This window comes from Pseudoxanthomonas kaohsiungensis (genome assembly GCF_010211765.1).
GTDB lineage: Bacteria > Pseudomonadota > Gammaproteobacteria > Xanthomonadales > Xanthomonadaceae > Pseudoxanthomonas > Pseudoxanthomonas kaohsiungensis.
Map to the genome: position 1 here is coordinate 124,899 of NZ_PDWO01000010.1, position 12,726 is coordinate 137,624.

Annotated in this window: 12 protein-coding genes; all 12 read right to left on the bottom strand. The window is 69.9% G+C overall.

The window, feature by feature from the left end; genetic code table 11:
• Positions 1-11: 11 nt before the first annotated feature.
• Positions 12-527 (bottom strand): DUF2271 domain-containing protein, encoded by a 516-nt coding sequence (locus CSC66_RS11865; RefSeq protein ID WP_162377600.1) that lies wholly within the window; start codon positions 525-527, stop codon positions 12-14.
• A gap of 29 nt (positions 528-556) precedes the next feature.
• Positions 557-1,240: a PepSY-associated TM helix domain-containing protein gene (locus tag CSC66_RS11870; RefSeq protein WP_162377601.1), complete on the bottom strand. Its 684-nt coding sequence runs from the start codon at positions 1,238-1,240 to the stop codon at positions 557-559.
• Positions 1,237-1,971: a tetratricopeptide repeat protein gene (locus CSC66_RS11875; RefSeq protein ID WP_238394381.1), complete on the bottom strand. Its 735-nt coding sequence runs from the start codon at positions 1,969-1,971 to the stop codon at positions 1,237-1,239. The genes CSC66_RS11870 and CSC66_RS11875 overlap by 4 nt, the downstream gene beginning before the upstream one ends.
• A gap of 1 nt (position 1,972) precedes the next feature.
• Entirely contained in the window at positions 1,973-2,659 is a 687-nt protein-coding gene (locus tag CSC66_RS11880) for a Fe2+-dependent dioxygenase (protein ID WP_162377603.1), read from the bottom strand.
• Positions 2,660-2,713: 54 nt separating this feature from the next.
• Positions 2,714-4,951 carry a TonB-dependent receptor gene (locus tag CSC66_RS11885; protein ID WP_162377604.1) on the bottom strand — a complete coding sequence of 746 codons (2,238 nt, stop codon included), beginning with the start codon at positions 4,949-4,951 and terminating at the stop codon, positions 2,714-2,716.
• A gap of 625 nt (positions 4,952-5,576) precedes the next feature.
• Entirely contained in the window at positions 5,577-5,909 is a 333-nt protein-coding gene (locus CSC66_RS11890; RefSeq protein ID WP_162377605.1) for a non-heme iron oxygenase ferredoxin subunit, read from the bottom strand.
• Complete coding sequence (locus CSC66_RS11895; protein WP_162377606.1) at positions 5,906-6,445, bottom strand: GNAT family N-acetyltransferase; 540 nt, start codon at positions 6,443-6,445, stop codon at positions 5,906-5,908. The genes CSC66_RS11890 and CSC66_RS11895 overlap by 4 nt, the downstream gene beginning before the upstream one ends.
• 119 nt (positions 6,446-6,564) lie before the next feature.
• On the bottom strand, positions 6,565-7,836 hold the full coding sequence (locus tag CSC66_RS11900; RefSeq protein WP_162377607.1) for a cysteine desulfurase: 1,272 nt from the start codon (positions 7,834-7,836) through the stop codon (positions 6,565-6,567).
• Positions 7,833-9,164: a Fe-S cluster assembly protein SufD gene (gene sufD, locus CSC66_RS11905; protein WP_162377608.1), complete on the bottom strand. Its 1,332-nt coding sequence runs from the start codon at positions 9,162-9,164 to the stop codon at positions 7,833-7,835. The genes CSC66_RS11900 and sufD overlap by 4 nt, the downstream gene beginning before the upstream one ends.
• Positions 9,164-9,928: a Fe-S cluster assembly ATPase SufC gene (sufC, locus tag CSC66_RS11910; protein WP_162377609.1), complete on the bottom strand. Its 765-nt coding sequence runs from the start codon at positions 9,926-9,928 to the stop codon at positions 9,164-9,166. Before sufC ends, sufD begins: the two co-directional genes overlap by 1 nt.
• A gap of 8 nt (positions 9,929-9,936) precedes the next feature.
• The gene (locus tag CSC66_RS11915; protein ID WP_162377610.1) at positions 9,937-11,097 is read right to left on the bottom strand and encodes a Kelch repeat-containing protein; all 1,161 of its coding nucleotides are present in this window, start codon (positions 11,095-11,097) and stop codon (positions 9,937-9,939) included.
• On the bottom strand, positions 11,094-12,590 hold the full coding sequence (gene sufB / locus CSC66_RS11920; RefSeq protein ID WP_162377611.1) for a Fe-S cluster assembly protein SufB: 1,497 nt from the start codon (positions 12,588-12,590) through the stop codon (positions 11,094-11,096). Before sufB ends, CSC66_RS11915 begins: the two co-directional genes overlap by 4 nt.
• Positions 12,591-12,726 lie beyond the last annotated feature (136 nt).

Below are 12,726 nucleotides of genomic sequence, written 5' to 3' on the forward strand. Positions count from 1 at the left end.
GGGGCAAGAAATCAGGGCTTGACGGCCAGGGTGACCGCGCCCAGTTCGGTGCTGCCCTGGGCCTTGCCGGACTGGGCGGCCTTGGCCGGCCAGGAGAAGGGGATCTTCACCAGCTCGCGGCCGCCGACTTCGCGCGCCGCTTCCACCACCAGCGTGTACTCGCCCGGCGCCAGGTCCTTGAGCTGCGGCTGGCTGGCGGCGAAGGTCACCTCGTGCTTGCCGACCGGACGGGTCGGGCCGGTCACGCCATCCACCGGCACCTGCAGCGAACGACCCGACTTGCGCCACCACTGGCGCAGGTCCGGCAGCCACTTGGTGCCGTGGCCTTCGGCGGTGTCCCGCATCTGGTACCAGACCGCCAGGTTGGAGGCGACCTTCTGGTCGGCGCCCTCGATCCAGATCGCCACGTAGGGGCGGTGGTACTCGGCCACGTTGAGCTTGGGGATCTCGACGTTGATGTCGATCTCGGCCGCGTAGGCCGGCAGCGTCAGCAGACCGCTGACCGCGATGAACAGCTTGGCGCGCATGGAACGGACCTCGTGAGGGGATGAAGGCGTCAGTGGATGAACAGCAGGATCAGCACCAGCGGCACGACCAGGCCCAGGCCGACCAGCGGCCAGGTCAGGCGGCGCTGCCGCGCGTGCAGGTGCAGGAGGAACAGCCCGGTGATGCAGAACACCAGGCAGGCGATGGCGAACACGTCGATGAACCAGCCCCACGCCGGGCCCGCATTGCGGCCCTTGTGCAGGTCGTTGAGGTACGAGACCACGCCGCGCCCGGTGCGCTCGAACTCCACCGCGCCGGTCTGCCGGTCGATGCTCAGCCACGCGTCGGCGCCGGGCGAAGGCATCGAGACGTAGGCTTCCTCCGGCGACCATTCGGCCGGGCGACGGCCCAGCGAAATCTCCAGCGTGTCACCCAGCCAGCCGGCGACCGGCGCCGGCAGCGGTGCGTTGCGTTCCTCGGGCGAGGCGGCCAGCTGGGTCAGCAGCGGCGCGGGCAACTGCGCGGTGCGATTGTCCACCCGAGGCTGGGCCTCGATCCTGGCCGCGTGGTTGAGCGTGATCCCGGTGGCGGTGAACAGCAGCATCCCGACCAGGCAGACCGCCGAGCTGATCCAGTGCCACTGGTGCAGCTGGCGCAGCCAGAAGCCGCGACGCTGCTGGGCGGAGACTCGATCGTGGAGTGCGGGGCTTGCGGTCACGGAAGGGGCGGGGCTCGGATCGGGAAAGTGTGTCATCGACTGGAACGGTTCCGGCTTTCGCGCGGCGCTGCCGGCGCCCGGCCGTCGGTCCGCGGGTCGGCCGGAACCGGAGGCGGATTGACCAGGCGACGCAGGCGGTCATGCGGGCTGTCGGCGAGCGCCCGTCGAAGCCGCGCCACGACCGGCGGCGTGCCCGTGTCCAGCGCGCGCCGCAGCCAACGCGCGGCCTCGTCGAGCTTGCCCATCTCGGCCAGCATCGAGGCGAGATTGGCCTGGGCAAGGCAATCGCCCGCGTATGCGGCGCGCTGGTACCACGCCATCGCCTGCACGGGATCGCGTCGCACTGCCCAGCCGTTCTCGTGGAAGCGCCCGACGAAGTTCATCGCACGCGCATGGCCGTGCCGGGCTGCGCGCCGGTACCAGCGGTAGGCCGCCCCGCGGTCGGCAGCCACGCCATTGCCCGACGCCAGCAGGTGGGCGAGGTTGTACATGCCCCAGTCGAGCCCGGCTTCGGCGGCCTTGCGGTACCACACCGCCGCCAGCGCCATGTCGACGGGCGTGCCCAGGCCGAGCTCGTGGCAGCGGCCCAGCATGTTCATCGCCATCGGCTCGCCCAGGTTGGCGGCCACGCTGTACCAATGGAACGCCTCGTCTGGATCGGCCTGCAGGCCGCGGCCCTCCATCGACGCCTGCGCCAGCAGCAATTGTGCCTCGCGCTGGCCGGCCAGGGCCGCCTCGCGCAGCTGTCGCACGTCGGTGGTCGCCATCTCAGACATCGGCCCAGCGCCGCAGCAGGTTGTGGTAGATGCCGGTGAGCTGCACCAGCGACGGGTGCCCGGGCAGGTCGCGGGTCAGGCGCCGGATCGACACGTCCAGCTCGAACATCAGCCTGCGCTGGCTGTCCTCGCGCAGCATGCTCTGGATCCAGAAGAACGAGGCCAGTCGTGCACCCCGGGTGACCGGCGTGACCCGGTGCAGGCTGGTGCCCGGGTAGAGCACCAGGTGGCCGGCCGGAAGCTTCACCTGCTGCGTCCCGTAAGTATCCTCGATGACCAGTTCGCCGCCGTCGTAGTCCGGCGGGTCGCTGAGGAACAGGGTCGCGGACAGGTCGGTGCGCACGGGCCGGGCGCTGCCGCCGCTGCGGTCGTAGCGCACGGCATTGTCGACGTGGAAGCCGAACGACTGGCCGTCGCGGTAGCAGTTGAACAGCGGCGGGTAGATCCGCCGCGGCAAGGCGGCGGAGAAGAACGTGGAATTGGCCTGCGCGGCGTCGCGCACCAGCGCGCCGAGTTCGCGTGCGACCTCACTGTCCTCGGGCAGTTGCAGGTTGTCCTTGGCCTTGGCCGACTGGTGGCCGGCGGTGATCCGGCCATCGGCCCAGCCCGCCTGCTGCAGGCGCCGGCGGCAGTGGAGGACCTGCTCGGGGGTCAGGACATCGGGAATGGACAGGAGCATGGCGATTCTCGCGGGAGGCCCCGCCCCGTGTCGACGGGGCGGGGTGAAGTCGCATCAGAAGCGGACGGTCGCGGTCAGCACCACCGAACGCGCCGCGCCCGGCGTGGCCCAGCCGTTGTTGCGGATGCGGGTGAAATACTGCTTGTCGAACAGGTTGTCGACGTTGAGCTGCAGGGCGAAGCCGTCGTTGAACTGGTAGCCGACCATGGCCCGGTGCATCGTGTAGCTTCTCGCCTGCGGCGCGTCGTCAAGGCTGGCCAGGTAGAAGCTGCCCTGGTAGTTCACGCCGTAGCCCACGGTCCAGTCGGCCAGGGCGTAGGTCGTCCACACGCTGCCGGAATGCTCGGGCACGTTGGCCAGCGGGTTGCCCGCCTGCGCATCGATGCCGGTGGATTCCTTCACGAAGTCGGACACGCTCTGCAGCACTTCGCTGTCCAGGAACGCATAGTTGGCGAACACCGACCACGCGCTGGTGATCCGGCCGGCCGCGCCGAGGATCACGCCGTCCACGCGGGCCTGGCCGTCCAGCTGCTGCATGCCGCTGGGATTGTCCGGGTTTCCCGGGTCGGCGACCTTGTAGTTCTGCCGCTCGTTGCGGAACGCGGCGGCGGTCAGCGCGAGCCTGTCGTCCAGCACGTTCCACTTGGTGCCCAGTTCGACGTTCACCGCCGTTTCCGGATCCACCTCGCAGGTCTGCACCGTGCACGAACCGTTGACCGATGCCTTGGAGGGCGTCCTGGAGTCGGAGTACGACAGGTACACGCTGCCGTTCTGGGCCGGCTTGTAGACCAGCCCGGCACGGTAGGAGAACAGGTTTTCGGAGTTGTCGAAGGTGGCATCGCTGGTGACGTTGCCGGCGGCGTCGAAGGCGCGCGCGCGGGTGCTGCCGTCGTTGCGCTCGTAGCGGGCGCCCAGGCCCAGCTGCCACCGCGGACTGAACTCCATTGTGTCGAACAGGTACACGGCCTGGTTGTCGAGGGTGCCGGCGTTGCGTCCCGAGCGGACGTAGTTGATGGGGCCCGTGTAGATGCTGTCGGGGGCGTGCAGGTCCATCAGCGGATACACCGGGGGCGTGCCGTCGGCGTTGCGCTGGCTGTTGCCGCTTTCCAGGCCGTAGGTTTCGTGCAGCAACGATAGGCCGGCGACCAGCGAATGGCCGACGCTTCCGGTGTCGAAGCGCGAGGTGAGGTCGGTCTGGTTGTACGCCAGCCCGTTGCGGGTATCGCGGGTGGTGCCGCGCGGGCCGCTGGGCTGGTACGTACCCGGGCTGGTGCAGGCTTCACCGGTGGCCGGGTTGACCCCGGCGTCCAGGCACCAGGTGCCCTGGGTCGGGTTGACCACGGTGTACTGGTCCACCCGCTGGACACGCGCCAGGTTGCGGATCGAGATGGCCTCGTTGAAGTCGTGCTCGAAAATGCCGGTCAGCATGTCGACTTCGACCTGCTGGGTATCCATGTTGCGGTAGCCGAAGTAGCTCTCGCGGCTCACCCCGGGTAGCAGGCCGCCGTAGGCGGCGAAGTACGGCACGCCGTACTCGGGGATGTTGTCGTCCTGCTGGTGCAGGTAGCTCACCGACAGCCGGGTGTCGGTGCCCAGGCCGATCGCCAGCGATGGCGCGATGCCCCAGCGTTCGTATTCTTCCACGTCGCGGTCGGGCACATCGTTGCGGTGGGCCATCGCGTTCACGCGCAAGGCCTGGCCATCGCCCAGGTCGAAGTTGCTGTCCACGGTGGCGCGGCCGAAGCTGTCGGTGCCCGCGCCCACGGTGATGGTGGTCAGGTCGCCTTCGCGCGCCACCTTGCTGGCCAGGTTGATCGTGCCGCCGACCGAGCCGGCGCCCGAATAGGCCGAGTTGGCGCCGTTGACCAGCTCGATGGACTCCAGGTTGAAGTTGTCGCTGCGCGTGTACTGCGCGCTGTCGCGAACGCCGTCGACGGTGATGTCGTTGCTGGCGCTGAAGCCGCGCAGGTTCACGCTGTCCCCGTAGCCGCCACCGCCCTCGCCGGCGCCGAAGGTGATGCCCGGCAGGGTGCTGAGGATGTCGCGCAGGCCGATCAGGCCCTGCTGGTCCATCACTTCGCGGGTGACCACGGTGATCGTCTGCGGGGTATCCAGCAGCGGCGCGGTGTACTTGGGCGAGGAGGCGCGTTCGACGCGGTCGCCCTGGACTTCCAGGCCGTCCAGTTCGGTAACGTCCCTGGCAGGCGCGCCGGCGTCGTCGGCGTGCGCGATCGCAGGGGCAGCCAGGGCCAGCAGCACGGCGGAGGAAAGCGGGGAGAAAGAAGGAGTCATGGGTGGTGGTCGTCAGGAGGAGTGGGGTCCGGCTGGCGGCGGCTGCGGAAGGAGGGACAACGGGACAACATGGCGTGCGCTGCCGCCGGCCGCGGCGGATGCGGCCGCGATGCGGAGGCGCGATGGCTGGGGGGGCCGCGGTACCGCGGCGACGCCTGGCTTGGATCAGCAGGGGACGGGAGGTGCGTGGGCCCGGGGCCGCGGGGGCACGCTCTCACCGTTTGCGCGGCAAATCCGGCAGGAGGCGTCTGCGGACCCCGTCATGGGCACGCACCCGTGGCGATGGGCCGCCGGCAGGTTCGGTCTCCAGCGCCGCGCGGGGTGGCTGGGCAGGGTAGGGCGCGGCTCCGCGCTCAGCAGCGCAACCCTCGTGGACACGGCGGTGGAGACGGAAGCGTGCATGGACGAAGGCCGGAAACGACGCGGCCATCTTAAATGAGAATTATTCTCCTTGGTAGCCCGTAGCCCGTAGCCCGTAGCCCGTAGCCCGTAGCCCGTAGCCCGTAGCCCGTAGCCCGTAGCCCGTAGCCCGTAGCCCGCAGCCCGCAGCCCGCAGCCCGCAGCCCGCAGCCCGCAGCACCGGCTACCGGATGCGGCCGTGTCTAATCCATGATCGCCGGACCGCTCAGCCGCGGTCGTCGCGGGTCCAGATGCTGCCGTCCTCGATCTTGACCGGGAACTTGGGCACCGGCGAATAGGCTGGTGCGCAGAGGGCGCGGCCATCGCGCACGTCGAAGCGGGCGCCATGCAGCACGCACTCGACGCTGCCCTCGGCCGGGTCCAGGACGCCCGACGACAGTTCGAAGTCCTCGTGGCTGCAGCGGTCTTCCAGCGCGTACAGGTCGCCGTCCAGGTTGAAGACCAGGATCGGCGTGCCTGTCACCTCGTCGAAGACCGGCCTCATTTCGCCGGGCAGCAACTCGCCCGTGGTACAGACGAAGGTCCATGCATCGCTCATGCGTCCGCTCCCGCACCCAGCTCCTTGTGCAGCACCTCGAAGCGCAGGTCCTCCCGCAGGGGAATGCCGAAGCGCTCGTCGCCGTAGGGAAACGGCTTGTGGACGCCGGTGCGCGCGTAGCCGCGCCGCTCGTAGAAGGCGATCAGCTCGTCGCGGATGTCGATCACGGTCATGCGCATGGCCGGCAGCCGCCAGCCGCGGGCGATGCGCTCGGCCTCGGCCAGGACCGCCTTGCCCACGCCGCCGCCCTGCAGGTCGGGGCGCACGGAGAACATGCCGAAGTAGCCGGCGCCGTCTTCCTCGGCCACGTGCGCGCAGGCCAGCAGCGCGCCGTCGCGCTCGGCGAGCAGGACGACACTGCGTGGCCGGTCGATGTCGCGGCGCAGGCCTTCGGGATCGATGCGCTGGCCGTCCAGCATGTCCGCTTCGGTGGTCCAGCCGGCGCGGCTGGCGTCGCCGCGGTAGGCGGAGGTGACCAGCTCGACCAGGGCGGGGATGTCGGCGTGCGTGGCCGCGCGGAAAGTGAGGGAGTCCATGCCCGCCATTGTAAAACGGCGCCTGGCCCGCTGCGGCGGGCTTGGGATCCGACTCCTCACGAAGCGGCGCGCGGAACGCGAGCTTCGGTTCCATGGCTCGTGGCGGGGCAAGCCCCGCTCTACGCCACCAGCAGCCGGCGGGTCTTTTCCAGCGCGGCGGCGAAGCGCTCGATCTCTTCGTGGGTGTTGTAGAAGGCCAGCGACGCGCGCAGCGTGGCGGCCACCCCGAAGTACTGCAGCAACGGATGGGCGCAGTGCTGGCCCGAGCGCACGGCAATGCCTTCCAGGTCCAGCAGGGTGGCCAGGTCGTGCGCGTGGGCGCCTTCGACCAGGAACGAGATCACCGCGGCCTTGCCCGGCGAGGTGCCGAAGATGCGCATCCCGGGGATGGCCTGCAGCGCCTCGGTGGCATGGGCCAGCAGTTCCGCTTCGCGCGCGGCAACGTGTTCCATGCCGATCGATTCGAGGTAGTCGACCGCGGCGCCCAGGCCGATGAAGCCGGCGATGTTCGGCGTGCCGGCCTCGAACTTGTGCGGAGGATCGTTGAAGACCGTGCCGTCGAAGCTGACCTCGCGGATCATCTCGCCGCCGCCGATGAACGGCGGCATGGCCAGCAGGTGCTCGCGCCGGGCCCAGAGCGCGCCGGTGCCGGTCGGGCCGCACATCTTGTGGCCGGTGATGGCGTAGAAGTCGCAGCCGATCGCCGGCACGTCCAGCTTCAGGTGCGGGGCGGCCTGAGAGCCGTCGACCACCGTCACGATGCCGCGCCTGCGCGCCTCGCGGCAGATCTCCCGCACCGGATTGACCGTGCCCAGTACGTTGGAGACGTGCGTGATCGCCAGCAGCTTGACGTCCGGGCTCATCGCCTTGTGCAGGCCGTCCAGGTCCAGGCTGCCGTCGGGCAGGATCTCGGCGACCCTGACGGTGGCGCCGGTGCGCTGGGCGACCAGCTGCCAGGGCACGATGTTGGCGTGGTGCTCCATCCGCGACACCAGGATCGTGTCGCCGGCCTTGAGCTGCGGCAGCGCCCACGAATAGGCGACCAGGTTGATCGCGAAGGTGGTGCCGCTGCACAGCACCAGGTCGTCGGCGCGCACGTTGAGGAAGCGGGCCAGCTTGCCGCGTGCGCCTTCGTAGGCCTCGGTCGCCTCGGTGCCCAGCGCATGCACCGCACGGCTGACGTTGGCGTTCTGGCGACGGTAGAACTCGTCCTGCGAGGCGATCACCGGCAGCGGCTTCTGCCCGGTGTTGGCATTGTCGAAGTACACCAGCGGCTTGCCGTGCACCTCGCGCATCAGCAGGGGAAAGTCGGCGCGCACGCGCGCCCAGTCCACGCCGCCATCATGGCTGGCCAGGGCTGCATCGTGCACCGCGGCAGGCTGCAGGCTCATGCCTGCGCTCCGTCGACGGCGGAGTCGGTGCCCAGCGAGGCGGCCAGCGCGGCATCCAGGCGGTCGAGCAGGAACCGGCGCAGGCCGTCGTCCTCGAGCGCCAGCAGCGGCTCGCGGCAGAAGGCCACGGTGAGCAGCCGCCGCGCCTGGGCGTCGGGAATGCCGCGCGAGCGCAGGTAGAACAACGCGGTCGGGTCGAGCTGGCCGACGGTGGCGCCGTGCGCCGCCTTGACCTCGTCCGCGTCGATCACCAGCACCGGCTGGGTGTCGATCTCGGCGTCGGCCGACAGCAGCAGGTTCTTGTTGGACAGCGAGGCATCGGTGCCGTCCGCGCCGGCACGGATGCCGATGCCGCCATGGAAGACGACCCGGCTGCGGCCGTCGGCGATGCCGCGCCACACCAGCTCGCAGGCCGTATCGCGGGCGATGTGCTCGATGCCCAGCCGGGTGTCGATGTGGCGCCGGCCGTCGCCCAGCAGCACGCCGTTGGCGGTCAGCCGTGCGCCATCGCCCTCCAGGCGCACGTTGAGTTCGTTGCGGCCCAGCGCCGCGCCCAGCTCCAGGTCGAAACGCTGGTATCGCGCTTCGCGCGCCAGCACCGCGTCGGTGCGGGCGAAGCGGGTCGCGCGCGCGGCGTCGGACTGGATGCGGGCATGGCGGACCACGCCGTGCTGGCCCAGGTGCAGCTGCAGCACCTCGTTGGCCAGGTGCCCATGGTCGGCCACGCCGAGCTGGTGCTCGACGATGTCCAGGCGCGCCTCGTTGCGCACGTCGACGAAGTGGCGCAGGTGCCAGGCGCGGTCGCCGGCCTGCTGGGTGCTTACGAAGACCAGGTGCACGGGTGCATCGACCTGCACGCCGGCGTCCACGCGCAGGACCACGCCCTCGTCGGCCAGCGCGGCGTTGGCGCGCGCGAAGACCTCGCTGCGCTGGTCGTAGCGGCGCAGGATGAAGTTGACATCGCGCGACTCGCCCTCGGCGAGCGTGCGCGACAGCGGCTCGAGCACTACCCCGTCCGGCAGGCCGGCCAGGTCGCTGTGCGCGGGCACGTGGCGGCCGTTGACGAAGACCAGCCGCGGCGCCGGGATGCCGGCCAGCACGCTGGTGTCGATCGCCGGCGGCACGGCGTCGGCCGCGGCGAATGCGCGGCGCTCGAGCGCGCGCAGCGGGGTGTACTTCCACGCTTCCTCGCGCGGGCCGGGCAGGCCGTCGGCGAGCAGCGCGTCCATGGACGCCTGCCGCGCGGGAAGCAGATCTTTGGAAAGTCCGCCCATGGATGTGCGGGCTGTTGCGAAGGACTCGCCAAATGAGTCGAGCAGGGCGCCCATCAGGCCACCTTCTCCGGCGGCACGCGGTCCTTCAGCCAGGCGTAGCCGTGCTGTTCCAGCTCCAGCGCCAGCTCCGGGCCGCCGGTCTCCACGATGCGCCCGTCGGCCAGCACGTGGACCACGTCCGGCTTGATGTAGTCGAGCAGGCGCTGGTAGTGGGTGATGACCAGGAACGAGCGGTCCGGCGAGCGCAGCGCGTTGACGCCGTCGGCCACGGTCTTGAGCGCGTCGATGTCCAGGCCCGAGTCGGTCTCGTCCAGGATCGCCAGCTTCGGCTCGAGCACGGCCAGCTGGAAGATCTCGTTGCGCTTCTTCTCGCCGCCGGAGAAACCTTCATTGACGCCGCGGTGCAGCAGCTCGTCCTTCAGGTGCAGCACGGCGAGCTTCTCGCGCACGCGCTTGAGGAACTGCATCGAGTCCAGCTCGGCCTCGCCGCGCGCCTTGCGCTGGGCGTTGAGCGCGCTGCGCAGGAAGTAGGTGTTGTTCACGCCGGGGATTTCGACCGGGTACTGGAAGGCCAGGAACACGCCTTGCGCGGCACGTTCTTCCGGCGCCAGCTCCAGCAGCGGCTTGCCCTCGAACTCGACCGAGCCGGCGGTCAGCTCGTAGCCCTCGCGCCCGGCCAGGATGTTGCCCAGGGTCGACTTGCCGGCGCCGTTGGGGCCCATGATCGCGTGCACCTGGCCTGGCTTGAGCTCCAGCGACAGGCCCTTGAGGATTTCCTTGCCGGCGACGCTGGCGTGGAGGTTGTCGATCTTCAGCATGGGAAGTTTCAGTCCGGATGGTTCGAGGTTGACGACGCCGGCGTGGCGGGAACCAGCAGCCAGGCCTGTCGGTTGATGCGGATGCCGGGGTCGTATCCCCCGGCGACCAGGACACGGCCGTCGTCGAGGAGGGTTGCGCTGGCGAAGGCCAGCGCGGTGCCGATGGGGCCGGCTACGGGCTGGAACGCCGATCCGTCGGCATCGAGCAGTTCGGCGTCGGCGCCGCCCCCGGCCACGAGCGAACGACCGTCAGGCAACGCGACCACCGAGTCCAGGAACTTGTAACGGCCGTGGGCCATCGACGGACCCGCGGCGACGCCCTGCGGGCTCCACCACTCGCTTTCGCGGAAATGGCCGTCTTCCTCGGGGATCGCGGCGCCGCCGAGCAGCAGCACGCGCTCGCCACGCGCGATCGCCGCGTGCTTGTGCCGGGCATTGGCCAACCTGCCCGCGGGGGCGAACGTGCCGCTCTCCGGATCGAACAGTTCCAGCGTATCGAGCACTTCGCGACCCGAGCGTGAGCCGCCCGCCACCAGTACGCGGCCGTCGGCCAGGCGGGTGGCGGTGTGGGACATGCGTGGCGAAGCCATGGCGCCGAGTGGCGTCGACCGGCCGCTGGCGGGGTCGTAGCGTTCGGCGCTGGCGAGGCGACGCATGCCGTCGGCATAGCCACCCGCTACCAGGATGTCGCCATCCGCCAGCAGCGTCGCACTGAACCCGTCGCGCGGCGCGAGCAGCCGTCCGTGCGGTTCGAAACGACCGCTGGCGGGCGTGTAACGCTCGACCAGGCTGGTGGGGCCGTCCTGGGTCCAGCCGCCCAGCAGCAGCACCGAACCGTCGGCGAGCGCGACCGCGCGATGACCCACCCGCGCCTGGACCAGTTTGCCGGCGGGAAGGAAACGGCCGCTGGCGGGCTCGAACAGGAGCGCGTCGCCGGCGATGCCCTCCTCGCAACCGTCGGCACTGCAGCCGCCGGCCAGCAGAACGCGACCGTCGGGCAACCGCGTCGCCGAATGCGCGGCGCGCGGCGCGGGCATAGCTGCCGCCTGCTCGAGCACGGGCGAGGCGGTGGACAGTGCGGCGGCCGTTGCCGTCGTGCCCTGTTCGCCAGCGTGGCAGGCGGGCAGGAGCAGCAGGCCCAGCAGTGCCGCGGGACCGGACCGGTTCATCCCACCGATCCCTCGAGCGACACTTCCAGCAGCTTCTTGGCCTCGACCGCGAATTCCATGGGGAGCTCGCGGAAGACCTGCTTGCAGAAGCCGTCGACGATCAGCGAGACCGCGTCCTCGGACGAGATGCCGCGCGAGCGGCAGTAGAACAGCTGGTCGTCGCTGATCTTGGAGGTGGTGGCCTCGTGCTCGACCGTGGCGCCCGGGTTCTTCACCTCGATGTAGGGGAAGGTGTGGGCACCGCACTGCTTGCCGATCAGCAGGCTGTCGCACTGGGTGTAGTTGCGCGCGCCGTCGGCATTGCGGTCGACCTTGACCAGGCCGCGGTAGGTGTTCTGGCCGCGGCCGGCGCTTATGCCCTTGCTGACGATCTTGGACTTGGTGCGCTTGCCGACATGGATCATCTTGGTCCCGGTGTCGGCCTGCTGGCGGTGGTGGGTCAGCGCCACTGAATGGAACTCGCCGGAGGAGTCGTCGCCCAGCAACACGCAGGAGGGGTACTTCCAGGTGATCGCCGAGCCGGTCTCGACCTGGGTCCAGGTGACCTTGCTGCGGGCGCCGCGGCATTCGGCGCGCTTGGTGACGAAGTTGTAGATGCCACCGCGGCCTTCCTCGTCGCCCGGGTACCAGTTCTGCACGGTCGAGTACTTGATCTCGGCGTCGTCCAGCACCACCAGCTCGACCACCGCCGCGTGCAGCTGGTTCTCGTCGCGCATCGGCGCGGTGCAGCCTTCCAGGTAGGAGACGTAGGCGCCTTCCTCGGCCACGATCAGGGTGCGCTCGAACTGGCCGGTGTGGCCGGCGTTGATCCGGAAGTAGGTGCTCAGCTCCATCGGGCAGCGCACGCCCCTGGGGATGAACACGAAGCTGCCGTCGGAGAACACCGCCGAGTTCAGCGCGGCGAAGTAGTTGTCGCCGTGCGGGACCACGCTGCCCAGGTACTGCTTCACCAGCTCGGGGTGCTCGCGGATGGCCTCGGACATCGAGCAGAAGATGATGCCCTTCTCGGCCAGTTCCTTGCGGAAGGTGGTGCCCACCGAGACCGAGTCGAACACCGCGTCCACCGCCACGCCGGCCAGCTTGGCGCGCTCGTGCAGCGGCACGCCGAGCTTGTCGTAGGTGTCGAGCAGCTCCTGCGGGACCTCGTCCAGCGAGGCGTACTTGGGGCCCTTGGGCGCGGAGTAGTAGCTGATGGCCTGGAAGTCGATCGGCGCGACCTTCAGCTTGGCCCAGTGCGGCACCGGCATGGTCAGCCAGCGGCGGTAGGCGTCCAGGCGCCACTGGGTCATCCATTCCGGCTCGTCCTTCTTGGCCGACAGGGCGCGGATGGTGTCCTCGTCCAGGCCGGGCGGCAGCGAGTCCGATTCGATCTCGGTGACGAAGCCGGCTTCGTAGCGCCGGCCCAGCCGCTCGAGGATCTCGGCGTTCTGCGGCGGCGTTCCGGTCGCCGGGGCGGAGGTGTCGATGGTGGGGGCTTCGGTCTGGGTGGCCATTGGGCTGCCTGCGAATCAGCTGGCGACGCGCACGGCGATCTCGCGCCGGCGGGTGGCCAGCTGTCTCTTATCCTCATTTCCGAGCCCACAAGACGGACTCCTATCCCGGATGCGGCCTTCTGTCTGACAAAAAGGA

Excerpts from the sequence above, each read along its gene's own strand:
- CSC66_RS11870 (WP_162377601.1), bottom strand. The coding sequence starts at position 1,240 with ATGACACACTTTCCCGATCCGAGCCCCGCCCCTTCCGTGACCGCAAGC.
- sufD (WP_162377608.1), bottom strand. The coding sequence starts at position 9,164 with ATGGGCGCCCTGCTCGACTCATTTGGCGAGTCCTTCGCAACAGCCCGC.
- sufC (WP_162377609.1), bottom strand. The coding sequence starts at position 9,928 with ATGCTGAAGATCGACAACCTCCACGCCAGCGTCGCCGGCAAGGAAATC.
- CSC66_RS11900 (WP_162377607.1), bottom strand. The coding sequence starts at position 7,836 with ATGAGCCTGCAGCCTGCCGCGGTGCACGATGCAGCCCTGGCCAGCCAT.
- CSC66_RS11880 (WP_162377603.1), bottom strand. The coding sequence starts at position 2,659 with ATGCTCCTGTCCATTCCCGATGTCCTGACCCCCGAGCAGGTCCTCCAC.
- CSC66_RS11885 (WP_162377604.1), bottom strand. The coding sequence starts at position 4,951 with ATGACTCCTTCTTTCTCCCCGCTTTCCTCCGCCGTGCTGCTGGCCCTG.
- CSC66_RS11865 (WP_162377600.1), bottom strand. The coding sequence starts at position 527 with ATGCGCGCCAAGCTGTTCATCGCGGTCAGCGGTCTGCTGACGCTGCCG.
- CSC66_RS11875 (WP_238394381.1), bottom strand. The coding sequence starts at position 1,971 with ATGGCGACCACCGACGTGCGACAGCTGCGCGAGGCGGCCCTGGCCGGC.
- CSC66_RS11890 (WP_162377605.1), bottom strand. The coding sequence starts at position 5,909 with ATGAGCGATGCATGGACCTTCGTCTGTACCACGGGCGAGTTGCTGCCC.
- sufB (WP_162377611.1), bottom strand. The coding sequence starts at position 12,590 with ATGGCCACCCAGACCGAAGCCCCCACCATCGACACCTCCGCCCCGGCG.
- CSC66_RS11895 (WP_162377606.1), bottom strand. The coding sequence starts at position 6,445 with ATGGACTCCCTCACTTTCCGCGCGGCCACGCACGCCGACATCCCCGCC.
- CSC66_RS11915 (WP_162377610.1), bottom strand. The coding sequence starts at position 11,097 with ATGAACCGGTCCGGTCCCGCGGCACTGCTGGGCCTGCTGCTCCTGCCC.